This window comes from Pseudomonas sp. P8_229 (genome assembly GCF_034008635.1).
Lineage (GTDB): Bacteria > Pseudomonadota > Gammaproteobacteria > Pseudomonadales > Pseudomonadaceae > Aquipseudomonas.
In genome coordinates this window covers 3,584,670-3,609,726 of record NZ_CP125378.1, presented here as the reverse complement: position 1 = coordinate 3,609,726, position 25,057 = coordinate 3,584,670, and the positions used below count along the sequence as shown (strand labels likewise).

The following is a 25,057-nucleotide window of genomic DNA, read 5'->3' as shown; positions in this document are numbered from 1 at the left end:
AAGCTTTGTTAATCCAGTGGCATTACGGTGACCCGCACTTCCGGGTCGTGACTGCCGCCGCCCAGAATCACCCCCCGCAACGGCGACACATCAGAAAAGTCCCGGCCCCACGCCAGCGTGATGTGCTCCAGCGCCGGCTGCACATTGTTGGTCGGATCGAAATCCACCCAGCCCAACACCGGACAGAACACCGACACCCAGGCATGCGACGCATCGGCACCGATCAGCCGTGGCTGCCCCGGCGGCGGCTGGGTCAGCAGATAACCGCTGATGTAACGCGCCGCCAGCCCCCGCGAACGCACGCAGGCGAGCATCAGATGGGCGAAGTCCTGACACACGCCGCGCCGGCGCTCCAGCACCTCCACCAGCGGCGTCGCCACCTGAGTGGCCTCGGCATCGAAGGTGAACTCGCTGAAAATCTTCTGCATCAAGGCTTGCACGCCGAGCATCAAGGGCCGACCGGGCGAGAAGCAGCTTTCGGAGAACTCGACAAAGCTGCGCTTCAGATGCACATAAGGTGACTGAAACCGATAACGACAGGCTTCGAGCAGCTCAGCGGACAACGGCTGACTGCTGTAGGTCAGCGCATCACGCGTCAGCTCCCAGGCGGGCGACTGATTGAAATCCAGCGCCGGTCGCGCCAGCACTTCAACGGTGAGCTGCGCATTGACCTGCAATTCATCGTGCGGGCGCTCAAAGGCCAGCCGGGTCAACGGATTACCAAACACATCCAGCTCATCGCGGCGCGCTGTCGGGTCCGGGCTGATCAGCAATTGCTGCTCGGTGCAGCGTTGCCATGTGCACTCACGCGGCCACAGGTGCGCCAATTGCTGCGCCAGCGACACCGGGCTGTCGTAGTGATAACAGGTGTCGTGGAAGATCTGGTAATGCGCATTCATCAGACGGACACCGTACGCTGGCTGACATCATCGACATGGGCAAAGTGGCGCAGGGCCAGACGATCCGAGACTTGCCCGCTGGCCTCGGCGATGTCGTGCAGCAAGTCCGCCAGGCCATCTAGTGCGGCGCGCACGCTGGATTCGCCGAACAGCGCGTTTTCCAGACAACCCAGATCAAAACGCGCCAGGCGCTCGACCAGTTGCGGCAATCCGGCCTCGCGGGGCACGCCGAAATCATCGTTCAAGCGCTTCAGCGTGCGGGTCACCAGTTTCAACTGGAACAACACCGCATGCGGGTTCTGTTCGTCGAGCAGCAACAAGTCGAGCACCGGGATCAACTGCGCCACCGCCAGATAGCGGGAACGGTAAGTGATGCTGCTGTTGCCCAGCTCCAGCAACCACTCCAGCCCGGCCTGATCGAACGCGGCGCTACCGCGCAGGAATGCGGCGAGGCTGCTGCTGAGAAACTGCAGGCGCTCGATGCGCCGACCGATCATCAGGAAGCGCCAGCCTTCGTCGCGGGTCATGTCGTCCAGGGCAAACCCGGACAGCGCCGCCAGCGACATCACCAGGCGGTTGAGAAAATCCAGCAACTCGCCGAAGTCCGGCGCGTCGGTGTCCAGCTCCATGGCTTCGCGCTGCAACTCCACCAAGGCCTGCCAGTTCTCCCGCGAGAGCTTGCCGCGCACCTGTGAGGCGGCCCACTGCAAGCGTTGCAGGTTGGAACGCAGGCTGAACGACCAGTCTTCGCCAAGCAGCGCTGCCAGCAAGCGCTCCGGCAGCTCGCCCTCCTCCGGCAGCAACATCAGGCGCTCGCCCAGTTCGAGCGCCGCCTGCAAGGCTTGCGGGTCGTCGCCGTCGACATAGCGCGCAAGCATGATCCGCAGCAATCGCGCACTGTCATCACAACGCTCGCAGTAACGACCGAACCAGAACAGATTTTCGACCACCCGCGACGGCAGGTACGGGTCGCGCCGGACAAGGTCATGCACGCCGACGTTGCGCTGGGTTTTCCATTGTTCGCCGCTCGGCGGGCGCTCGCCCAGCACCCAGGTGTCCTTGCTCGCTCCGCCGCGCTGCATCGACACCACTTCGGCATCGGCCTCGGCGGCGACTCGGGTCAAGCCACCGGGCAGCACGCGATAGCCGTCGCGACTGGCCACCGCGTACATGCGCATGCCGATGGCCCGCGGTTGCAACTGGCCGTCCTCGGCTTGCCAGATCGGCGCCTGGGACAGCTGCGCCAGCTCTTGCGCCACGTAGGCATAGGGCCGGGCCTGCATGCGTTCGGCGAGCGCCTGGCGCTGTTGTTCACTCAGATCCCGGCCCAACACTGGCGCAAAACTTTGTGAGGGGAACGCCGGTTTGATCAGCAGCTCCGGGAGTTTTTCCAGCGCCTGTGCCAGCACCGGCGCCTCACCGCACCACCAGGTGGCGATGGACGGCAGAATCAGCTCTTCGCCGAACAGATACTGATTGATCTTCGGCAGAAACCCGAGCAATCCCGGTGATTCCAGCACGCCGCTGCCCAAGGCATTGGCCACCAGCACCCGGCCCTGACGTACCGCCTCCAGCAACCCGGGTACACCGAGTGCCGAGTCGGTGCGCAGCTCCAGCGGATCGCAGAAGTCATCGTCGAGCCGACGCATGATTGCATGCACCCGGCGCAGGCCGCTGAGGGTCTTCAGATACACCGTGGCGTCGCGCACCGTCAGGTCGCCGCCCTCCACCAGTGGATAACCGAGCTGGCGCGCCAGATAAAGATGTTCGAAATAGCTTTCGTTGAAACGCCCGGGCGTCAGCAGCACCACCAGCGGCGCGTCGTCGTCACAGGGCGCCTGACGTGCGAGGGTTTCCTGCAGGGTGCGGAAGAATCCGGCCAGGTGCTGCACCTTCAGGTCGCGGTACAACTCGGGAAAGGCGCGGGAGACGATGGTGCGGTTTTCCAGCGCGTAACCGGCCCCCGACGGCGCCTGGGTGCGATCTGCAGTCACCCACCAGCGTCCGTCCGGCGTGCGCGCCAGGTCCACGGCGTACAGATGCAGAAAGGCCTTTTCAGGCGGCGCAATGCCCTGACAAGGCCAGAGAAAATTGTTATGACCGAAGACCAGTTCCGCCGGCAGCAACCCTTCGCTGATCAGCCGCTGCGGACCATAAAGATCGGCCAGCACCGCGTTGAGCAGGCGCGCACGCTGGGCGATCCCGGCGGACAACTGCTGCCACTCATCAGCGGCGATCACGTGCGGCAACAGATCCAGTTCCCACGGCCGGTCAGCGCCCTTGGGGTCGGCATAAACGTTATAGGTGACGCCGTTTTCCTGGATCTGTCGGGCCAGCAACGCCTGACGCTGCACCAGTTGCGCAGGGCTGCTGCGCTGTAACTGATCGAACAGCCGCCGCCAATGCGCGCGCACTTCCCCGCTGTCATCCAGCAGTTCGTGATAAGTGCCCGCAGTGCGCGGGTAGCGGTCTAGCAGGTCAGGCATGGAAAGCTCGGCAGACAGCAGGGAACGGTCAGACTAACGCAGGCACATGACGCGCGGATATACGAAAAATCCGCATGTCGTGCAGGACTTAGAAACGTCGCAAATCGAGCGTCATCGGCAGCTCGTCGGAGATTGTCAGGTTCGGTATCGGAAGTTTCCCCGGCGTGTGTCCGATGCGGAAGAAGCGCGCCATGCGCCGGCTCTCTGCCTCGTTGGCATTGACCGGCAAGGTCTCGTAATTGCGCCCGCCCGGGTGTGCAACGTGGTATTGGCAACCGCCCAGCGAACGCTGCATCCAGGTATCGAGCAGATCGAACACCAGCGGCGCATGCACCGGGATGGTCGGTTGCAGGCAGTTGGCCGGTTGCCAGGCCCGAAAACGCACGCCGGCGACGAACTCGCCGATGCGCCCGGTCGGTTGCAGCGGCACCGGAACACCGTTGCAGGTCAGCAGGTAACGCTGCGGCGGCAGCCCGTTGAGTTTGATCTGCAAACGCTCCAGCGACGAATCGACATAGCGCACCGTGCCGCCCGCCGTGCCCTCCTCGCCCAACACATGCCAAGGCTCCAGCGCCTGCCGCAATTGCAGTTCGATGCCATTGACCGCGTAATCACCGACCTTGGGAAAACGGAACTCCAGATGCGCGGCGAACCATTCGGCGCGCAACGGATAACCAGCACTGTTGAGTTCGACGATGACGTCGGCGAAATCCTGCTCGATGAAGTGCGGCAGCATGAAGCGGTCGTGCAGTTCGGTACCCCAGCGCGCCAGTTTCGGCGGCGCATACGGCTCGCGCCAGAACCGCGCGACCAGTGCGCGCAGCAACAACTGCTGGGCCAGACTCATGCGCGCATGCGGTGGCATTTCAAAAGCGCGCAACTCGAGCAGACCGAGGCGCCCGGTCGCACCGTCCGGAGAATACAGTTTGTCGATGCAGAACTCGGCACGGTGAGTGTTGCCAGTGACGTCGATCAGCAAATTGCGCAACAACCGATCCACCAACCACGGCGGGCATTCTTCGCCCACTTGTGGCATCTGCGCGAAGGCGATTTCCAGTTCGTACAAAGCGTCGTTGCGTGCCTCGTCGACCCGTGGTGCCTGCGAGGTCGGGCCGATGAACAAGCCGGAAAACAGGTAGGACAATGACGGATGGTTGTGCCAGTAGCTGATCAGGCTGCGCAGCAGATCCGGGCGGCGCAGGAACGGCGAGTCCGCCGGCGTCGCGCCACCGAGGACAAAATGGTTGCCGCCGCCGGTGCCGGTGTGGCGCCCGTCGATCATGAATTTTTCCGTGGTCAGGCGGGTTTGCCGCGCCTCTTCATAGAGAAACTCGGTGCGCTCGACCAGTTCGTCCCAAGTCGCGGACGGCTGCACGTTAACCTCGATAACACCCGGATCCGGGGTGAGGCGAAAGTTGCTCAGGCGCGGATCACTCGGTGGCTCATAACCTTCCAGCAGCACCGGGCAATGCAGCTCTTCGGCGGTGGCTTCGATGGCCGCCACCAGTTCCAGATAATCCTCGACCCGCTCAAGCGGCGGCATGAACAGGTACAACCGCCCTTCGCGCGCCTCGGCACAGAATGCGGTGCGGGTCAGCCAGTCGGCGGATTCGTCAATTTTTGGCGGGCGCTCGTCGGCAGACGCAGGCTGGCCATGACTGTTGAGCGGCGTCGTGTCCGGCAGCGGCGGGAAGTCCTGATTCGGGTCGTTGGGAAGAATGAACGGATACTCGGCGGCCTTCACCCACGGCTGCGAGCCGAGCGGCAGGCGATAACCCAGCGGCGAATCCCCCGGCACCAGTCGGCAATGCTCGTCGCGCAGATACCAGCGCCCGCTCTGCCATTGATCACCCTTGGCGGTGCGCGCCAGCGGCAGAACCTGACCGATCACTTTATCCAGCCCCTGACTGAAGACCTTGCGCAGACGCGCGCGCTCCAGCGGCTCCTCCAGCCGTGAGTCTTCGGCGCTGACGTTGCTCGGCAGCGCGCCTTCGCGCCAGAGGTAATAGAAATTGTCTTCGTAGGCCGGGAACACAAAGCGCGCAGGCAATTTCAGACGTTCGGCGACACTCGCCAGAAAGCGCCCAGCCAGCACGCCGTCGGCGCCGTAATCCTGCTGCTCGTCGGCGATCAGCGCGTTGTTGTGCCAGATCGGTACGCCATCACGGCGCCAATAACAGTTGAGCGACCAGCGCGGCAATTGCTCGCCCGGGTACCACTTGCCCTGACCGAAATGCACCAGGCCTTTGGGCGCGTAGTGTTTGCGCATGCGCTGGAACAGTTCGGCGGAGAGCCGGCGCTTGTCCGGGCCCAGCGCTGCAGTGTTCCACTCGGCGCCGTCGGGGTCGTCGATGGACACGAAGGTCGGTTCGCCGCCCATGGTCAGGCGCACATCACCTTCCAGCAGATCGGCATCGATCTGCCGACCCAGCGCTTGAATCGCCAGCCACTGCTCGTCGGTGTAGGGCTTGGTCACCCGTGGTGCTTCCCAGATACGCTCCACTGACATCTCGTGGCTGAACTGGCATTCGCACGGTTCGACCAAGCCACTGATCGGCGCTGCCGAGGAAGGATCGGGACTGCAGGCCAACGGGATATGCCCTTCACCGGCGAACAATCCGGAGGTGGCATCCAGACCGATCCAGCCAGCGCCGGGCAAATACACCTCGCACCAGGCGTGCAGGTCGGTGAAATCGACTTCGGTGCCGGACGGGCCGTCGAGGCTTTTCACATCGGCGGTCAGTTGAATCAGATAACCGGAAACAAACCGCGCGGCCAAGCCGAGATTGCGCAGCAACTGCACCAGCAGCCACGCCGAATCGCGGCAGGAACCAGAGGCGTGTTCGAGGGTGTGCTCCGGGGTCTGCACGCCCGGCTCCATACGGATCAGGTAGCGGATATCTTCGCTGAGGCGTTGGTTGAGCATCACCAGAAAATCAACCGCCGGCAGCGGCGTGCGATCGATGGCGTCCAGATAGACTTTGAAGGCCGGCGTCAGCGGCAGGGTTTCGAGGTACGGCGCCAGTTCCTTGCGCTCATCGGCGGCGTAGGCGAAGGGGATTTTCTCGGCGTAGGGTTCGAGGAAGAAGTCGAACGGGTTGAACACCGCCATCTCGGCCAGCAGATCGACCTCGATGCGCAGCTCGTCGGTTTTCTCGGGGAAGACCAGACGCGCGAGGTAGTTGCCCTGGGGGTCCTGCTGCCAGTTGATGAAGTGCTGCTCGGGCGAGACATTCAGCGCATACGAGAGTATCCGCGTGCGGCTGTGGGCAGCCGGGCGCAGGCGAACGATCTGCGGGCCGAGTTCGACAGCGCGGTCGTAGCGGTAATGCGTGACGTGATGCAATGCGACATGAATCGACACGGCGTGCCTCCTGCGAGCCTAAGCGTATTCGAAAGCGCGCAAGACTTATGCCATGCAGGGGCTTGGGCGCTTTCCCGGAATGCTCAGGGCAGTACAGCACCAAAATCGGGCGATGCGGAGAAATGGTTTAGCGAAGTTGCGCCTAAATGTGGCGGCATTTGTTTATGCGGCGCCTGAGAGGACGCCTTCGCGAGCAAGCCCGCTCCCACAGGAGACCGTATTCCAAATGTGGGAGCGGGCTTGCTCGCGAAGGGGCCAGTCGTTTCAACGCACTGTTTGAATCCTGAAATGCAAAACGCCAACCCGAAGGTTGGCGTTCTGTTGAGCTAAAAAGCGACTTAGCGCGGTACCACTGGCTTGCGAGCCGGTTTCGGCCCTTTGCCCTTGGCCGCGTCCTTGCGCTCCTTGGCCGCCTGCTGGTTGCGGGCGAATGCCGCCGCCTTGGCCTGTTCACGCTTGTCCCACGGATTGCCACCGTCACTGGCACGCGGCGGCAGTCCGGTGTGCTGAGTGAGAATCTTGGTGGTCTTCTCTTTGCCCTCTTTCGCGACCTTGTGGCTGCCGGCCGGTGTCGAGTTCTTGCGACGGGCGCTCTGGTAGCTGTCGGTCGCTGGCTGATGGGCCGGAATCAGTTGATCCTTGCCCGGCCCGATCAGATCACCACGGCCCATGCGAATCAGCGCTTCGCGCAGCATCGGCCAGCCCTTCGGATCGTGATAACGCAAGAACGCCTTGTGCAGACGACGCTGGTCTTCGCTCTTGACGATGGTCACGCCGTCACTCTTGTACGTGACCTTGCGCAGCGGGTTCTTGCCCGAGTGGTACATCGCGGTGGCGGTGGCCATTGGCGACGGGTAGAACGCCTGCACCTGGTCGGCACGGAAGCCGTTGCCCTTGAGCCAGAGCGCCAGGTTCATCATGTCTTCGTCGGTAGTACCCGGGTGGGCGGCGATGAAGTACGGAATCAGGTACTGCTCTTTGCCCGCTTCCTTGGTGTACTTCTCGAACATGCGCTTGAACTTGTCATAGCTGCCGATGCCCGGTTTCATCATCTGGTTGAGCGGACCTTCCTCGGTGTGTTCCGGGGCGATCTTCAGGTACCCGCCGACGTGGTGGGTCACCAGCTCTTTGACGTACTCCGGCGACTCGACCGCGAGGTCGTAACGCAGGCCGGAGGCAATCAGGATCTTCTTCACACCCGGCAAGGCACGGGCGCTGCGGTACAGTTGAATCAGCGACGAGTGGTCGGTGTTCAGGTTCGGGCAGATACCCGGGAACACGCACGATGGCTTGCGGCACGCGGATTCGATTTCCGGTGTCTTGCAGGCGATGCGGTACATGTTCGCGGTCGGGCCACCGAGGTCGGAAATGACGCCGGTGAAGCCCGGGACCTTGTCGCGGATCTCTTCGATTTCGCGAATGATCGACTCTTCGGAACGGTTCTGGATGATCCGGCCTTCGTGCTCAGTGATCGAGCAGAAGGTGCAGCCACCGAAGCAGCCACGCATGATGTTCACCGAGAAACGGATCATGTCGTAGGCCGGGATCTTTTCCTTGCCGTACGCCGGGTGCGGAACCCGTGCGTAAGGCATGCCGAACACGTAGTCCATTTCTTCAGTGGTCATCGGAATCGGCGGCGGGTTGAACCAGACGTCGATCTCGCCATGCTTCTGCACCAGCGCACGGGCGTTGCCCGGGTTGGTTTCCAGATGCAACACGCGGTTGGCGTGGGCGTACAGGACCGGGTCGTTACGCACCTTTTCCATCGACGGCAGGCGGATCACGGTCTTGTCGCGGGTCATCTTCGGGCTGGCCAGGATCTGTACGACCTTGGCTTCCTCAGGATCATCCACCGGGCCCTTCTCTTGCTCGATGGCGCAGGCCTGGGTGTCCTGGGTGTTCACGTACGGGTTGATGATCTTGTCGACCTTGCCCGGACGGTCGATACGCGTGGAATCGACTTCGTACCAGCCTTGCGGCGTGTCACGGCGAATGAACGCGGTGCCGCGCACGTCGGTGATGTCTTCGATCTTGTGCCCGTAGGACAGACGCTGCGCGACTTCGACAATCGCCCGCTCGGCGTTGCCGTACAGCAGAATGTCGGCGCTGGCGTCGATCAGGATCGAATTGCGCACGCGATCCTGCCAGTAGTCGTAGTGGGCGATGCGGCGCAGGGAAGCTTCGATGCCGCCGAGTACGATCGGCACATGCTTGTACGCTTCCTTGCAACGCTGGCTATAGACCAGGCTCGCGCGATCCGGACGTTTGCCGGCCATGCCACCCGGGGTATAGGCGTCGTCGGAGCGGATTTTCTTGTCCGCGGTGTAGCGGTTGATCATCGAGTCCATGTTGCCGGCCGCGACGCCGAAGAACAGGTTCGGCTCGCCGAGCTTCATGAAGTCGTCTTTGGACTGCCAGTTCGGCTGGGCAATGATCCCGACGCGGAAGCCCTGGGACTCCAGCAGCCGGCCGATGATCGCCATGCCGAACGAGGGGTGATCGACGTAGGCATCACCGGTGACGATGATGATGTCGCAGGAATCCCAGCCGAGCTGATCCATCTCCTCCCTGCTCATCGGCAGGAACGGCGCTGGCCCGAAACATTCGGCCCAGTACTTTGGATAGTCAAATAACGGCTTGGCTGCTTGCATGTCGATAACCGGTGTTGGCTTTCATTGAATTTCGCGGGCGCGGAATATAGCACAAATTTTGACCAATTCCGACGGCTGTGGTCGGAAATTGCGCCACGCCCATTCGCGAGCAGGCTCGTTCCCACATTTGAACGCATTCCAAATGTGGGAACGAGCCTGCTCGCAAAGAGGCCAGATCAGGCGACGAAGATTACTCGTCGTCGTCGAAGTTATAGCTGCCCGGCGCAAGGTTTTCGAAACGGGTGTACTTACCGATAAACGCCAGGCGGATAAAGCCGATCGGGCCGTTCCGCTGCTTGCCGATGATGATTTCGGCGATGCCCTTGTGTTCGGTTTCCGGGTGATAGACCTCGTCCCGGTACACGAACATGATGACGTCGGCGTCCTGCTCGATCGCTCCGGATTCCCGCAAGTCGGAGTTCACCGGGCGCTTGTTGGGACGTTGTTCCAGGGAGCGGTTGAGCTGCGACAGCGCCACCACCGGGCAGTTGAATTCCTTGGCCAGGGCTTTCAGGGATCGCGAGATCTCGGAAATTTCGTTGGTCCGGTTGTCACCACTGGAGCCAGGGATCTGCATCAGCTGCAGGTAGTCGATCATGATCAGGCCGACATCGCCGTGCTCGCGCACCAGACGCCGGGTCCGCGCCCGCATTTCCGACGGGCTGATACCGGCAGTATCATCGATGAACAGCTTGCGGTCGTTGAGCAGGTTGACCGCCGAGGTCAGGCGTGGCCAGTCGTCGTCTTCCAGTTGGCCGGAACGGACCTTGGTCTGATCGATACGCCCCAGGGACGAGAGCATACGCATGATCAGCGATTCGCCTGGCATCTCGAGGGAGTACACCAGCACTGCCTTCTCGCTGCGCAGTACGGCGTTTTCCACCAGGTTCATCGCGAAGGTGGTTTTACCCATCGACGGACGGCCGGCGACGATGATCAGGTCGGACGGCTGCAGGCCGCTGGTCTTCTCGTCGAGGTCGGTGTAGCCGGTGGACAGGCCGGTGATCGCGTCGGCGGTGTTGAACAGGGTGTCGATGCGATCGATGGCCTTGGTCAGCAGTTCGTTGACGCCCACCGGACCGCCGGTTTTCGGCCGGGCCTCGGCAATCGCGAAGATCTGCCGTTCGGCTTCGTCGAGGATCTCTTCGGCGGTACGCCCCTCAGGATTGAAGGCGGCGTCGGCGATTTCGGTGCTGATGCCGATCAACTGGCGCAACGTCGCGCGCTGGCGGACGATCTGCGCGTAGGCCTTGATGTTGGCGACAGACGGCGTGTTTTTCGCCAGCTCGCCGAGATAACCGAGGCCACCGACCTGCGAGGTCTGACCTTCCTTGTCCAATTGCTCGGCAAGGGTCACGACGTCGATCGGGGAGTTCTGATCGGCCAGTTTGGCGATCGCACGGAAGATCAAACGGTGGTCATGCCGGTAGAAATCGCCGTCGGAGACTTGATCGAGCACGCGTTCCCAGGCGTTGTTGTCCAGCATCAGACCACCGAGTACAGCCTGTTCAGCCTCGATGGAATGCGGCGGCACTTTCAGCGCGGCGGTTTGCAGATCGTATTGCTCGGGAGCGGAGATTTCGTTCATGGCCACTTGGAGTCAGGGTTGAAAACGGGAGTACCAGAAAGACAAAGGGCACGACCTGTAAACAGGATCGTGCCCGATGTTACCGGCAAGCACCCGAGGGTGCCAGCCGACAAGTGTTGCTTAAGCTGCTACCACGACAACGCGTACGGTGGCTTCAACTTCGGCGTGCAGGTGCACAGCCACGTCGAATTCACCCACGTTGCGGATGGTGCCGTTCGGCAGACGAACTTCGCTCTTCTGCACTTCAACGCCGGAAGCGGTCAGTGCGTCAGCGATGTCGTGAGTACCGATCGAACCGAACAGCTTGCCTTCGTCGCCAGCGGTGGCAGTGATGGTCACTTCCAGCTCGGCCAGTTGGGCAGCACGGCTTTCAGCCGATGCTTTACGGTCTGCGGCAGCTTTTTCCAGCTCAGCACGACGCTCTTCGAAAGCAGCCAGGTTGGCAGCGGTCGCAGCGGTAGCTTTGCCGAAAGGCAGCAGGTAGTTACGGCCGTAACCGGCCTTAACGTTTACTTTGTCGCCCAGGTTGCCCAGGTTGGCGATTTTTTCCAGAAGGATCAGTTGCATGTGGAAATCCTCTTAACTTTTAACCTTCACCGTTCGCGTTATCGGTGTCTTTCGACACGTGACGACCGCGAAAATCAATCAGGCTGTCGACAATGGCCAGGACCACGAGCAACGGATAGATCAGCTGCATGAACAACAGCAGCGTGACGTACAACCCCACCAGCCAGAAACCGGCCAGTCGCTTCTGCCCGACCAGCCCGTGAATCAGGGCGAGTCCGGCGAACACCAGCGGTACACTGCACAACGGCGTCAACATGGCCATCTGTGCACCGAGATTCGGGCCCAGAAGCATCAACGCCAGCAGTAACATCGCCGGCCCCAGCGGGATCCGGATGGCGCGAAACTCGCGACCAAAACCACCCGGGTTGTACAACAACGCCTGCCAATGCCGCCCGACGATCAGGCTCAGCACGCTGACGATCTGCAACAATGCCGCAATCAGTCCGGTCAGGACCGGTGCAATCAGGGACGCGAAACGCGCCTGCTCATCGACCGACAATTGCTTGTAGGTCTCACCGAGAAGCGCCGGCATGACCTTTATCAAGGCCTGCGCGAGCATCTCGATCTGGGCCGCAAACGCTGCCCCGAGCACCACCGAAAACACCACTCCAATCACTACGCTGACCAGCAGCGTGCGGACCCAGGATTCGCTTGCGCGCAAAACCAACGCAAGCCCCGAAGAACCCAGCAGCACCAGAAGTGCCCGTGGGTCATCGGCATACAGCCACCAGATCAACGCCGGCAGCAGCCCCAGAGACAGAACACCCAGGGCGTCCGTCAGTCCGCGCCGCAGCAGCACCAGGCTCCCCGCGGCAGCACCCAACCAATACAACAACGGCAATGTTGCACATCCGGCCACCACGAGAGTGGCCTGCATACGGCCTCGCATGATGAACTCAGCTAAGGCACGCATGCATTCAATCCTTTGCTACTTGTCGACTGCCCGGTCTCAGCGGCCGTGGCTGTCGGTGTAGGCCAGCAGGGCCAGGAAGCGGGCGCGCTTGATAGCGGTGGCCAGCTGACGCTGATAACGAGCTTTGGTACCGGTGATGCGGCTTGGAACGATTTTGCCGGTCTCGGATACGTAGGCTTTCAGAGTGTTGAGATCTTTGTAATCGATCTCTTTCACGTCTTCAGCGGTGAAGCGGCAGAATTTACGACGACGGAAGAAACGTGCCATTTGATAGGCTCCTTAAAAGGTCCGTGGATTACTCGTCAGCGTTATCGCTGTTGTCGCTGTCATCACTATCAACGCTATCAGCGCCTTCGTGCTCAGGACGGTCGCGACGCTCACGGCGCTCACTGCGGTTTTCTTCAGCCTTGAGCATCTCGGACTGGCCGGTAACGGCTTCGTCGCGACGGATGACCAGGTTACGGATCACTGCATCGTTGTAGCGGAAGTTGTCTTCCAGCTCGGCCAAGGCCTTGCCAGTGCACTCAACGTTCAGCATCACGTAGTGAGCCTTGTGAACATTGTTGATTGCGTAGGCCAGTTGACGACGGCCCCAATCTTCCAGACGGTGGATTTTGCCGCCGTCTTCTTCGATCAGCTTGGTGTAACGCTCAACCATGCCGCCGACTTGCTCGCTCTGATCCGGGTGGACCAGAAAGATGATTTCGTAATGACGCATGAATGCTCCTTACGGGTTGTAGCCTGCCGCTCAAAAACGGTCAGACAAGGAGTGAATGACACTTATGGACTTGCTGGCGCGGGGCACATGCGTGCCTGCCGTCACAGCAAGGGGCGCAATTGTAGAGAAGGGACAGAAGAGGTGCAAGGCAATTGGTGATTATTTGAACAACCACCAATTCATGCCACACCAAAAAACACTGCGGGAGCGAGCCTGCTCGCGAATGCGGTCTGTCAGGCAACATTTACGTCGACTGACACTCCCCCTTTCGCGAGCAGGCTCGCCCCCGCATTTGAATCGTGTACGACTCAGGATTTCTTGGCGGCAGCCTTGGCTTTGGCGCCGCGCTGACGCTGGGCTTCGAACAGGCACACGCCAGTAGCGACCGAGACGTTCAGGCTGCTGACGCTACCGGCCATCGGCAGGTTCACCAGATAGTCGCAGTGTTCGCGGGTCAGGCGACGCATGCCTTTGCCTTCGGCGCCCATGATCAGGATGGTCGGGCCGGTCAGGTCCTGGTCATAAATGCTGACCTCGGCCTCACCCGCCGTGCCGACCACCCACAGACCGCGCTGCTGAAGTTTTTCCAGCGTGCGGGCGAGGTTGGTCACTGCCACCAGCGGAATCACTTCCGCCGCGCCGCAAGCCACCTTACGCACCACCGGGGTCAAGGTTGCCGACTTGTCTTTCGGCACGATCACCGCCAGCGCACCGGCCGCATCCGCCGAGCGCAGGCAGGCACCGAGATTGTGCGGATCGGTCACGCCGTCAAGCACCAGCAGCAGCGGCGCGCCTTCGGTGCGGTCGAGCAACTCGTCGAGCATCGCCTCGCCCCAGACCTGGCTCGGACTGACATCCGCGACCACGCCCTGATGCACGCCCTCAACCCAGGCGTCCATTTCGCGGCGCTCGGCCTGGCCGACCTGAACGCGATTTTCGTTGGCCAGCTCTACCAGAGTCTGCACGCGCGGATCGTTGCGGCTTTCCGCCAACCAGATCTGCTTGACGCGTTTCGGGTGGTGACGCAACAACGCTTCTACCGCGTGAACGCCGTAGATTTTTTCCAACTGACTCATGACTTCGCCTTCGGTTTACGTGCCCCGCCACTTTTGGCTGGAGCGGAACCCGCTTTTGGCGGGCCCTTACGATGTTTGCTCGGTTTCGCTGGCTTGCCGCCGGAGGCCTTTTCAGGCGCCGACCGCCCGGTCTTCCCCCCGGACGCCGCTTTACCACCGCTTTTGGCATCGGCCAGCAAGGCCTTCTTCATTTCACGGCTTTTGCGCAGCTCGGCGTTTTTCGCTACGGCGTCACTCGGGCGATAGGCTTCTGCGGCTTTTTCCTTGGCAGGACGGCGGCTGGCGGTTTTTGCCGGGGCCTTCTCTTCCGAGGTTTTCGCGGCAGGCGCTGAAGTTTCGGCACCACGCTTTTTGCGACCAATCGGCGCGCTGATGGTTTTTTCCGCCATCTCGAAGTCGATCTTGCGCTCGTCGAGGTCAACGCGCATGACGCGCACTTCAACGGTATCGCCAAGACGGAAGCTGCGACCGGTACGCTCGCCCGCCAGGCGGTGATGCACAGGATCGAAGTGGTAGTAATCGCCCGGCAGCGCGGTGACATGCACCAGGCCTTCGACGTAGATATCGGTCAGCTCGACAAACAGGCCAAAACCGGTCACGGCGGTGATCACACCCGGGAACGACTCGCCCACGCGATCCTTCATGAACTCGCACTTGAGCCAGTTCACGACGTCGCGGGTCGCTTCGTCGGCACGGCGCTCGCTCATCGAGCATTGTTCGCCGAGTTGCTCCAGCGCCGCCTCGTCGTACGGATAGATGCGCGCCTTCGGAATGGTCATCGCACCGGCACGACGAACGTGCGGGGTGTCCTGTTTCGAATGGATCACACTGCGGATCGCGCGGTGCGTCAGCAGGTCTGGATAACGACGGATCGGCGAAGTGAAGTGGGTATAGGCTTCGTAATTCAGGCCAAAGTGGCCCTGATTATCAGCGCTGTAGACCGCCTGGCTCAGCGAACGCAGCATCACGGTCTGGATCAGATGAAAATCCGGACGGTCCTTGATGCTCGCCAACAGGGCCTGATAATCCTTCGGCGACGGGCCATCCTTGCCTTTGTGCAGGGACAGGCCGAGCTCGCCGAGGAAGGCGCGCAGTTTTTCCAGACGCTCCGGTGGCGGGCCGTCGTGGACGCGATACAGCGCTGGAATCTCATGCTTCTTGAGGAACTCGGCGGTGGCCACGTTGGCCGCCAGCATGCATTCCTCGATCAGCTTGTGCGCATCGTTGCGGGTGGTCGGACGGATTTCGGCAATCTTGCGCTCGGAACCGAAGATGATCCGGGTTTCCTGCGTTTCGAAGTCGATCGCGCCACGCACATGACGGGCGGCCAGCAACACTTTGTACAGCGCATAAAGCTGTTTGAGGTGCGGCACGACGTCGGTGTACTCGCCACGCAGCTTGCGCGCTTCAGCGACCTTAGGCGTTTCCAGCATCGCGCTGACCTTGTTGTAGGTCAGACGAGCGTGGGAATGGATCACCGCCTCATAGAAGCAGTAGTCGGTCATTTCGCCGGACTTGGAGATGGTCATCTCGCAAACCATGGCCAAACGGTCGACTTGCGGGTTCAGCGAGCACAGCCCGTTGGACAGCTGCTCAGGCAGCATCGGCACTACGCGCTCAGGGAAGTACACCGAGTTGCCGCGCACCTGGGCTTCGTTGTCCAGCGCAGAACCGATCTTCACGTAGCTGGAAACGTCGGCGATGGCCACGTACAGCTTCCAACCACCGGAGAACAGGCGCAGCTTGCCCGGCTTGGCTTCGCAGTAGACCGCGTCGTCGAAGTCGCGAGCGTCTTCACCGTCGATGGTCACGAACGGCAGATGGCGCAGGTCAATGCGCTTCTCTTTGTCTTTCTCTTCGACTTCCGGCTTGAGCTTGGCCGCTTCTTTCAGAACGGCTTCAGGCCAGACGTGTGGAATGTCGTAGGTGCGCAGGGCAACATCGATTTCCATGCCCGGCGCCATGTAGTTACCGACGACTTCGACCACGTCGCCTTGCGGCTGGAAGCGCGGGGTTGGCCAGTGGGTGATTTTCACCTCGACGAACTGACCGATCTGCGCGTTGGCGTTGCGACCCGGGGTGACCAGCACTTCCTGCTGGATCTTCGGATTATCGGCAACGACGAAACCGATGCCGCCTTCTTCGAAGTAACGACCGACGATGCTCTCGTGAGCACGGGTCACCACTTCGACGATCACGCCTTCACGACGGCCGCGACGGTCGAGACCGGAAACACGGGCCAAGGCACGGTCACCGTCGAACACCAGACGCATTTGCGCCGGGCTCATGAACAGGTCATCGCTGCCATCATCCGGCACCAGGAAGCCAAAACCATCACGGTGACCGCTGATGCGGCCGAGGATCAGGTCGAGCTTGTCCACCGGCGCGTAAGTGCCGCGGCGGGTGTAGATCAGTTGAGCGTCGCGCTCCATGGCGCGCAGGCGGCGGCGCAGGGCTTCGATCTGGTCTTCTGTGGTCAGACCAAACTCTTCGACCAGTTGCTCGCGGGCAGCCGGCGAACCCCGATCGGCGAGATGCGCCAGGATCAGTTCGCGGCTAGGAATAGGGTTTTCATATTTTTCCGCTTCACGAGCGGCCTCGGGATCGAGGGACTGCCAATCGGCCATTAGAGAGTTTTCACCTTGTCTATATGCGGGTTAGTTTGGCATAGGCGCCATCAAACGGGAAATTTCCCACTCTATAAGGCTCTTCTAGAGCCTTGTATCGACGCCTGAAAGCCCTTTTGAACACCGTCGGTAAAAAAAATCATTTTTTTTGCTGACAGGGGTTTACAGTTAAAAAGACGCTCCGTATAGTGCGCGCCATCGACGACGTACATACGTTGACGAGATGCCCAGGTGGTGAAATTGGTAGACACGCCAGCTTCAGGTGCTGGTGACCTTACGGTCGTGGAAGTTCGAGTCTTCTCCTGGGCACCAATTTCGAGTTTGAGACTAGATCAGTTTCAAGGCTCACACAAAAACCCGCGAAAGCGGGTTTTTTGCATTCCAGAGAACGGATTTGTTAAAACCGATTAATTAAAATTAAATCAGGGGTTTACAGATCAAAAAGCGCTCCGTATAGTGCGCCACATCAACAGCGGCAACGCTCGCGATGAATGCCCAGATGGTGAAATTGGTAGACACGCCAGCTTCAGGTGCTGGTGACCTTACGGTCGTGGAAGTTCGAGTCTTCTTCTGGGCACCAATTCAAACTCAAGGCTACGACCTTGAGTTTCACAAAAACCCGCGAAAGCGGGTTTTTGCGTTTCTGGCGCTTGAAAAAACCAATAGCACCCGTCCTGACAAACATCTGCCCTTCCCACAAAGCGCATCTGAGAAACAATATCGTTTATCATTGTTGCAAGTTTTTGCAATGCGACAGTGAGGAACCCTGCGAATGACGTTTCGAAATACCCTGCGCCGAGGCTTGACCTACACCCTGCTCGGCCTGGCACTCGCCACTCCCCTCACCCAGGCAGCCGACACAACTGCCCTGACCCTCTACAACGGTCAACACAAGGAAGTCGGCGATGCGATCGCCAAAGCCTTCGAGGCCAAGACCGGTATTCACGTCAATGTGCGCAAAGGCAGCAGCAATCAGCTCGCCAGCCAGGTGATCGAAGAAGGCGACCGCTCCCCCGCCGATGTGATCTACACCGAAGAATCCCCGCCACTGAACAACCTTGGCGAACAAGGCTTGCTGGCCAAGACCGATGACGCCACGCTGGCCGTATTGCCGAAAGAGTATGTCGCCGGCAACGGCACCTGGATCGGCGTCACCGCGCGGGTTCGCGTGGTCGCCTACAACCCGAAGCTGATCGATGAAAAGGATCTGCCGAAATCGGTACTCGGTTTCTCCGATCCGAAATGGCAAGGCAAGGTCGGTTTCGTGCCAACCAGCGGCGCATTCCAGGAACAGGCCGTGGCAATCATCAAGGTGCACGGTCGCGACGCCGCCGAAGAATGGTTGACCGGGCTGCGCGCCTTCGGCAAGACCTACAGCAACAACATGGTCGCACTCAAAGCCGTGGAAAACGGTGAAGTCGCCACGGTACTGGTGAATAACTACTACTGGTTCGCCCTGCAGCGCGAAAAAGGCAAACTCGACTCGAAACTGCATTACTTCACCGGCGGCGACGTCGGCGGGCTGATTACTGTGTCCAGCGCTGCCGTGCTGAAGTCCAGCAAGCACCCGAAAGAAGCCCAGCAACTGCTTGCCTACATGGCCAGCGAAGAAGGTCAGCGCGTGATCACCCAGACCACCGCCGAATACCCGCTGCACAAAGGCATGGATTCGGATCGCGGGCTCAAGCCATTCAGTGAACTGCAAGCGCCGAATGTCACCCCGGCCGACCTCGGCAACGCCGAAGAAGCCCTGGAACTGGAACGCGAAGTTGGCCTGAACTGATGGCCGCATCGTTATCCGCCCCCGCCCCGCGCGGGGGTTACGCGCCACGGCGCAAGCGGCCGTCGATCTGGCTGGTGCTGCCGGTATTGCTGCTGGTGGTGCTAAGCCTGTTGCCGCTGGCCTACGTCGGTCTGAAAGCCTGGCAGGCCGGCTGGGCCGAGGCGCTGCACTTGCTGTGGCGCCCTTACGTGTTCGGCCTGCTGCGCAACACCTTGGCACTGATGGTGGGGGTGACGCTCACCTGCGGCGTGATCGGCCTGTCGCTGGCCTGGCTGCTGGAGCGCAGCAATCTGCCGGGGCGGCGCCTGTGGGGCGTGATTCTGTGTCTGCCGTTCGCCGTGCCGGCGTTCGTCAGCAGCTTCACCTGGGTCTCGTTGAGCGCGCAGTTCGAAGGCCTCGGCGGGGCGATCCTGGTGATGAGCCTGTCGAAGTACCCGCTGATCTTTCTGCCAGTCGCGGCGACCCTGCGCAACCTCGATCCCTCCCTTGAAGAGTCCGCCCGTACCCTGGGGCAGAATCGCTGGGGCGTGTTTTTCCGCGTCACCCTGCCCTTGCTTTGGCCGTCACTGCTGGCGGGTTCACTGCTGATTGCCCTGCACATGCTGGTGGAATTCGGCGCGCTGTCGATCATCGGCCTGCAAACCTTCACCACAGCGATCTATCAGCAATTCGAACTGGAGTTCAGCAACGCCAACGCGGCGATGCTCTCGGCGGTATTGCTCGCGCTGTGCCTGATGCTGCTGTGGCTGGAATTGCGCGTACGCGGCAAGGGCCGCCATGTGCGCACAGGCCAGGGCGCAGCGCGCCAGGCTGAACAAGTACGTCTCGGACCTTGGACCGCAATCGGTCAGCTGTATTGCCTGCTACTGGCGATTGTCGGCAGCGGGATTCCGCTGGGCATGCTCGCGTATTGGCTGGCGGTCGGTTCGTCAGCAGCGTTCCCGGTCGCCGCGATCACTGAAGCCCTGCTGTCGTCGCTGGCCCTGTCGCTGGGTGGCGCGGCGTTGTGCTTGCTGCTGGCGGTGCCGGTCGGGCTGCTGGTGGTTCGCTATAAGGGCCAGCTGGCGATCTGGGCCGAGCGCTTGCCGTATCTTCTGCATGCGCTGCCGGGTCTGGTGATTGCGCTGACACTGGTGTATTTCGCCCTGCATTACGTGCCGGCGCTGTACCAGACTTCGGCGCTGCTGTTGATTGCCTATGCGCTGCTGTTTTTGCCACTGGCGCAGGCGCCGATTCGCACGGCACTGAACAAGGCGGTGCCACAGCTGGAAGAGGCCGCGCGTACGTTGGGCGCTTCGTCGTTCACGGCCTTTTGCCGGGTAACCCTGCCGATCATCTTCCCGGCATTGGGCGCGGCGTTTGCGCTGGTGTTTCTGGATGCGATGAAGGAACTGACGGCGACGCTGCTGCTGAGCCCGACCGGGCTCAACACACTGGCGACCGAGGTCTGGGCGCATACCGCGAATGTCGAGTTTGCGGCGGCGGCGCCTTATGCGGCGTTGTTGATTGTGGTGTCGGGGTTGCCGGTTTATCTGCTCACAACGCGGATGTATCTGAGTCGCTGAAATCGCCTTCGCGAGCAGGCTCACTCCTACAGAGGATTGCATTTCTCCTGTAGGAGTGAGCCTGCTCGCGATGGGGCCCGACAAGACAACATCAAGCCCGGAACTGTCCCAGGCTAGCTTTCAGCTGCGCCGCCAACCCATCCAGCACCTTGCCACTGGCCGTGGTCTCCACCACCGCCTGCGCCGCTTTCTCGGCCTGAGCATGAATCGTCTCGACCCGGCCCCGTACCGCTTGCGCGCCCTGCGCCTGATGCGCTGCCGCCTGCGTCGCAAGGCCGATCGCCGCGTGCACCTGCTCGACCGAGGCCTGCACCGACTGCTGCAGCCGCGCACTGTCACGCAGCACCAGCAAACCTTCACTGGCCTGACGCCCGGCCTGACCGATCGCCTCGACCGCCTCACGCGCGCCCTGTTGCAACGCGACGATGTGCGCCTGAATATCGCCAGTTGAGCTTTGCGTCTTGCTCGCCAACGCGCGCACTTCGTCCGCCACCACCGCAAAGCCACGCCCGGTCTCGCCGGCCCGTGCCGCTTCAATGGCCGCGTTGAGCGCCAGCAGGTTCGTCTGCTCGGCGATCCCGTGAATCACCGTCAGCACCACTTCAATCTGTTCACTTTGCTGCGCCAGTCGCTCAATGACTTTCGCCCCGGTATCGACCTGCCCGGCCAGCGCCTCGATCAGGCTGCCGACCTTGGCCGAGGTGCGGGTGTTTTCGTCGGTGGCCTGGCGAATGTCCACCACCTGCTTCAATGCTGCCTGCATGGCGTGGCTTTCCGATTGCGCCTCATCGGCCATTTGCGACAGCGCTCGCAGGCTTTCAGCAACCTCGTCGCGCTGCATCCCGGCCGCCGCGTCTGCGCCGGCATTGCGCAGGGTCATGGCGCCGATTTCCACGCCGGTACGCTGGGCCACATCGCCCGCCTCGCGCACGATTGGCTGCAACTTATCCACAAAGCGATTGACCGCCGACGCCATGTCGCCGATCTCGTCCTTGCTGTTGATCTGCACGCGCTTGGTCAGGTCACCCTCGCCTGCCGCCAGGTCATCCATCGCCGCATTGAGCATCTTCAGGCGATTGACCACTCGATGCCCCAGCACCACCGCCAGCAACAGCAGCACGCCACAGCCGACCAGCGCCAGGCCCATACCGATGCGCCAGCGCAATGTCGCGGCCGCGTCCTGCACGGTGCTGCGGGTGTTGGCTTTCATCTCGGCAACAGTGGATTGCGCCGATTGCAGGCGCGCCTGCATCGCTGCGGCGCTGTCCGCTGCGGCGCCCTTGAGGCTGTCGCCTACCAGTTGATCACTGCTGGCGATCAGCGCCGAAAAGCGCTGGTCGAGCGCGGCCAGATCGGTTTCCACCGAGGCCGTCGAAACGCCCATCAGTACCTTGCCGATTTCCACGCCATTGGGATTGATCGAGGCTTCGAGGTAGTAGACCGACGGATCGTGCTTCGCCGCGTCCAGCACCTTGTCCAGCGCACGTTCGCCCTGGCCTTTTTCCAGCAGGGCCTTGTTGATCGGGTTTTCGCGGTTGAGGTAGCGGGTCAGGTGCTGCCCGGTGGCGTCGTCGTAGACCACGAACAACACGTTGGGATTACGCTGGGCCCGGCGGGCGAATTCGGAGAGAGTTGGCACGTCACTGTCCCACATGGCGCGCGGCGCCACCGAGGCAAGCAATTGGGCCATGTCATTGGCCGAGTCCTTCAGGTCCTTTTCCAGCGTCGTACGCAGTTGCGCCTGCTCGTCCTTCAGGCGTGCGGACAGGCCGGCAGTCAGGCGCTGGCGGGTACTTGAGGACAGGTTATCGAGGCTCGACGTGACTTCACGCCCGGCCTGCTCCAGCTCGCCCGAGAGCTTCTGGCTGTCGACACCCAAACGAGTGCCAAGGTCCGCTTCCAGCGCCGTGACCGTGCTTCGTGTCAGGGCGACCGCCACCAGCACTTGCACCAAAAGAGCGATACCAAGGGTAACGAACACGGGCCGCAACAAACGGCTTTGTAACAGTGAGAGAACGGCCGACACTGTGAATCCCTCTACTTCTGACGCCATTAATTTGATGGCACTCTTGTAGGAAGATTTACAGCAAAGGTCATGCCGTCCAGCCGGCATAAACGACAAAGGCCCCGATTAAGGGGCCTTTGTTTTTTACATCAACAACTTATCAAGCAAACGGATGACGCAGAACGATGGTTTCGTTGCGATCCGGGCCCGTCGAAATAATGTCGATCGGTGCGCCGATCAACTCTTCAACACGCTTGATGTAGGCACGAGCATTGGCCGGCAGCTCTTCCAGGGTTTTGGCGCCTACGGTCGATTCGGTCCAGCCCGGCACTTCTTCGTACACAGGCTGCAGGCCCACGTAGCTGTCTGCGTCGGTCGGAGCAACGGCGTTGCCTTGCGCATCTTTGTAGCCGGTGCAGATGTTGATGGTTTCCAGACCATCGAGTACGTCCAGCTTGGTCAGGCAGATGCCCGAGATGCTGTTCACATCGATAGCGCGACGCAGAATAACGGCGTCGAACCAGCCGCAACGACGGGCACGACCGGTGGTAGCGCCGAACTCGTGACCTTGCTTGGCCAGGTGCGCGCCCACTTCGTCGAACAGCTCAGTCGGGAACGGGCCCGAACCTACGCGAGTGGTGTAAGCCTTGGTGATGCCCAGGATGTAGTCCAGGAACATCGGGCCAACGCCCGAACCGGTCGCCACGCCACCGGCGGTGGTGTTGGAACTGGTCACGTACGGGTAGGTGCCGTGGTCGATGTCGAGCAACGAACCCTGAGCGCCTTCGAACATGATGTCTTTGCCGGCGCGACGCAGGTCGTGCAGCTCGGCGGTCACGTCCAGCATCAACGGCTTGAGCAGCTCAGCGTATTCCTTGCACTCGGCCAGAGTCTTCTCGAACTCGATGGCAGGCTCTTTGTAGTAACCCACCAGCATGAAGTTGTGGTAGTCCACCAGTTCACGCAGCTTGTCTTCGAAGCGCGGCATGTTAAGCAGGTCGCCAACGCGCAGGCCGCGACGTGCAACCTTGTCTTCGTACGCCGGGCCGATGCCGCGACCGGTCGTACCGATCTTCAGCTCGCCACGGGCCTTTTCACGGGCCTGGTCCAGCGCCACGTGGAAGGACAGGATCAGCGGGCAGGAAGGGCTGATACGCAGGCGCTCGCGCACCGGTACGCCTTTCTCTTCCAGCTTGGTGATCTCGCGCAGCAGGGCGTCAGGTGCAACCACCACGCCGTTGCCGATCAGGCACTGCACGCCTTCGCGCAGCACGCCCGACGGGATCAGGTGCAAGACGGTTTTTTCGCCGTCGATCACCAGGGTGTGGCCAGCGTTGTGGCCACCTTGGTAGCGCACTACGGCGGCAGCATGTTCGGTCAGCAGATCAACGATCTTGCCTTTGCCCTCATCACCCCATTGGGTGCCCAGGACTACGACATTCTTACCCATAACACTTGTCCTCATTCGCGCAAACTTGGTGCCGGCGTTGGCCGGCAGGAAAACTCAAGAAGCCAGTGGCGATACTTGCCAAAGCCCGTTCTGCTGAATCAATTGCCGGTCGCAGTCCGCATCACGGGCGGCGGCCAAAGGTTGTCCAGGCAACGCCTGAACGACACGCTGACCCTCACTGCGCAACTGGCAAACCTGCTGCCAGAGTGCCGCATCCGTACTGTCAGGCATCCAGATACCGCCAGACGGTAGCTCGATCTCAGCACGCCCCAGGGTCACCAGGGTTTTCAAATCGGTAGAGAAGCCGGTCGCCGGACGGGCACGACCGAAGTCGGCACCAATATCATCATAACGACCGCCCTGAGCGATGGACTGACCCACGCCCGGTACGAACACCGCAAACACCACACCGGTGTGGTAGTGGTAGCCGCGCAACTCACCCAGATCGAAGTACAGCGGCAGATCCGGGAAACGCGCCGACAGACGCTCGGCGATCGCCAGCAAGTCTTCCAGCGCAGCCAACACTGGCGCCGGCGCATTGGCCAGACGCTCACGGGCGGCGGCCAGCACTTCACGTCCGCCACACAGGTCGACCAGCGCCCGCAGCATGCCGGACAAATCCGCCGGCAGGCCTTCGGTCAAGGTAATGACCTCGTCGATGGCCTTGCGTTGCAACGCGTCGAACAACTGCTGCTCGACTTCACCGGACAGACCGGCAGCACGCGCCAGACCACGGTAGATGCCGACATGACCGAGGTCCATGTGCACATCCGGCACATCGGCCAGTTGCAGCATGGCCAGCATCAGGCTGATCACTTCAACGTCGCTGCTCGGGCTGGCGTCGCCGTACAACTCGGCGCCCAACTGGATCGGGCTGCGCGAGGACGACAGTGCACGCGGCTGGGCATGCAGTACGCTGCCGGCGTAGCACAGACGGCTCGGGCCTTCGCGACGCAGGGTGTGCGCATCAATGCGCGCCACTTGCGGCGTGATGTCGGCACGGAACCCCATCTGCCGGCCCGATTGCGGGTCGATGACCTTGAAGGTACGCAGATCCAGATCCTGGCCCGCACCGGTCAGCAGGGATTCCAGGTACTCGATATGGGGAGTCACGACAAACTCGTAACCCCAGCTCTGGAACAGATCCAACACCTGACGACGCGCGACTTCAATGCGCGCCGCTTCCGGTGGCAGTACTTCTTCGATGCCATCTGGCAGCAGCCAGCGGTCTACCGTTGCCATTACGCCATTCCCCTTTGATCCGGGCGGCCAGCCTGCGGGCGAGCCTTGAGTGAAGCAGAAAATGACCGACCCGTTCAAAACGCACGCGCATGAACGACGCGGCGAAAGGCCTGTTACCGGCTT

The 25,057-nt window shown here is 61.4% G+C and carries 17 protein-coding genes and 2 tRNA genes; 5 read left to right on the top strand and 14 right to left on the bottom strand.

From position 1 onward, the window contains the following. Positions 1 to 8: 8 nt before the first annotated feature. The 11 genes from QMK55_RS16285 to rnr all read right to left on the bottom strand — a co-directional run bounded on the left by QMK55_RS16285 (position 9) and on the right by rnr (position 16,889). A complete protein-coding gene (locus QMK55_RS16285) occupies positions 9 to 899 on the bottom strand; it encodes a transglutaminase family protein (protein WP_320329557.1) in 891 nt (296 codons plus the stop codon). After that, complete coding sequence (locus QMK55_RS16280; RefSeq protein ID WP_320329556.1) at positions 899 to 3,385, bottom strand: circularly permuted type 2 ATP-grasp protein; 2,487 nt, start codon at positions 3,383 to 3,385, stop codon at positions 899 to 901. The genes QMK55_RS16285 and QMK55_RS16280 overlap by 1 nt, the downstream gene beginning before the upstream one ends. 88 nt (positions 3,386 to 3,473) lie before the next feature. Next, on the bottom strand, positions 3,474 to 6,749 hold the full coding sequence (locus QMK55_RS16275; RefSeq protein WP_320329555.1) for a transglutaminase family protein: 3,276 nt from the start codon (positions 6,747 to 6,749) through the stop codon (positions 3,474 to 3,476). A 338-nt stretch (positions 6,750 to 7,087) separates the two neighbouring features. After that, positions 7,088 to 9,400, bottom strand: a complete 2,313-nt coding sequence (locus QMK55_RS16270; RefSeq protein WP_102354319.1) for a YgiQ family radical SAM protein — start codon at positions 9,398 to 9,400, stop codon at positions 7,088 to 7,090. Positions 9,401 to 9,590: 190 nt separating this feature from the next. Next, complete coding sequence (gene dnaB / locus QMK55_RS16265; protein WP_102354318.1) at positions 9,591 to 10,988, bottom strand: replicative DNA helicase; 1,398 nt, start codon at positions 10,986 to 10,988, stop codon at positions 9,591 to 9,593. 120 nt (positions 10,989 to 11,108) lie between these two features. After that, entirely contained in the window at positions 11,109 to 11,555 is a 447-nt protein-coding gene (gene rplI / locus QMK55_RS16260; protein WP_003221136.1) for a 50S ribosomal protein L9, read from the bottom strand. A gap of 19 nt (positions 11,556 to 11,574) precedes the next feature. Then, a complete protein-coding gene (locus QMK55_RS16255; protein WP_016983782.1) occupies positions 11,575 to 12,468 on the bottom strand; it encodes a hypothetical protein in 894 nt (297 codons plus the stop codon). Positions 12,469 to 12,504: 36 nt separating this feature from the next. Next, positions 12,505 to 12,735: a 30S ribosomal protein S18 gene (gene rpsR, locus QMK55_RS16250; protein ID WP_002551829.1), complete on the bottom strand. Its 231-nt coding sequence runs from the start codon at positions 12,733 to 12,735 to the stop codon at positions 12,505 to 12,507. A 28-nt stretch (positions 12,736 to 12,763) separates the two neighbouring features. Continuing rightward, complete coding sequence (gene rpsF / locus QMK55_RS16245) at positions 12,764 to 13,186, bottom strand: 30S ribosomal protein S6 (protein ID WP_025111846.1); 423 nt, start codon at positions 13,184 to 13,186, stop codon at positions 12,764 to 12,766. 308 nt (positions 13,187 to 13,494) lie between these two features. Then, on the bottom strand, positions 13,495 to 14,262 hold the full coding sequence (rlmB, locus tag QMK55_RS16240; protein WP_320329554.1) for a 23S rRNA (guanosine(2251)-2'-O)-methyltransferase RlmB: 768 nt from the start codon (positions 14,260 to 14,262) through the stop codon (positions 13,495 to 13,497). Continuing rightward, positions 14,259 to 16,889, bottom strand: coding sequence for a ribonuclease R (gene rnr, locus QMK55_RS16235; protein ID WP_320329553.1), 2,631 nt, complete (start codon positions 16,887 to 16,889; stop codon positions 14,259 to 14,261). The genes rlmB and rnr overlap by 4 nt, the downstream gene beginning before the upstream one ends. A 225-nt stretch (positions 16,890 to 17,114) precedes the next feature. Here rnr and QMK55_RS16230 point away from each other — a divergent pair. The 5 genes from QMK55_RS16230 (at position 17,115) to QMK55_RS16210 (ending at position 20,237) form a co-directional block, all read left to right on the top strand. Continuing rightward, positions 17,115 to 17,201: transfer RNA gene (locus QMK55_RS16230), tRNA-Leu, on the top strand. Between the two features lie 181 nt (positions 17,202 to 17,382). Then, positions 17,383 to 17,469: transfer RNA gene (locus tag QMK55_RS16225), tRNA-Leu, on the top strand. Beyond that, positions 17,440 to 17,649, top strand: coding sequence for a hypothetical protein (locus QMK55_RS16220; RefSeq protein WP_146011311.1), 210 nt, complete (start codon positions 17,440 to 17,442; stop codon positions 17,647 to 17,649). The genes QMK55_RS16225 and QMK55_RS16220 overlap by 30 nt, the downstream gene beginning before the upstream one ends. 12 nt (positions 17,650 to 17,661) lie before the next feature. Beyond that, complete coding sequence (locus QMK55_RS16215; RefSeq protein WP_320329552.1) at positions 17,662 to 18,672, top strand: extracellular solute-binding protein; 1,011 nt, start codon at positions 17,662 to 17,664, stop codon at positions 18,670 to 18,672. Further along, a complete protein-coding gene (locus QMK55_RS16210) occupies positions 18,672 to 20,237 on the top strand; it encodes an iron ABC transporter permease (protein WP_320329551.1) in 1,566 nt (521 codons plus the stop codon). Before QMK55_RS16215 ends, QMK55_RS16210 begins: the two co-directional genes overlap by 1 nt. A 91-nt stretch (positions 20,238 to 20,328) precedes the next feature. Here QMK55_RS16210 and QMK55_RS16205 read toward each other — a convergent pair whose 3' ends face one another. From QMK55_RS16205 to QMK55_RS16195, 3 genes are all read right to left on the bottom strand, one after another. Next, positions 20,329 to 22,263, bottom strand: a complete 1,935-nt coding sequence (locus tag QMK55_RS16205) for a methyl-accepting chemotaxis protein (RefSeq protein WP_320329550.1) — start codon at positions 22,261 to 22,263, stop codon at positions 20,329 to 20,331. Positions 22,264 to 22,402: 139 nt separating this feature from the next. Then, positions 22,403 to 23,692 carry an adenylosuccinate synthase gene (locus QMK55_RS16200; protein ID WP_085711159.1) on the bottom strand — a complete coding sequence of 430 codons (1,290 nt, stop codon included), beginning with the start codon at positions 23,690 to 23,692 and terminating at the stop codon, positions 22,403 to 22,405. Between the two features lie 54 nt (positions 23,693 to 23,746). Continuing rightward, positions 23,747 to 24,934, bottom strand: coding sequence for an ATP phosphoribosyltransferase regulatory subunit (locus tag QMK55_RS16195; RefSeq protein ID WP_102358186.1), 1,188 nt, complete (start codon positions 24,932 to 24,934; stop codon positions 23,747 to 23,749). Between the last annotated feature and the right edge of the window lie 123 nt (positions 24,935 to 25,057).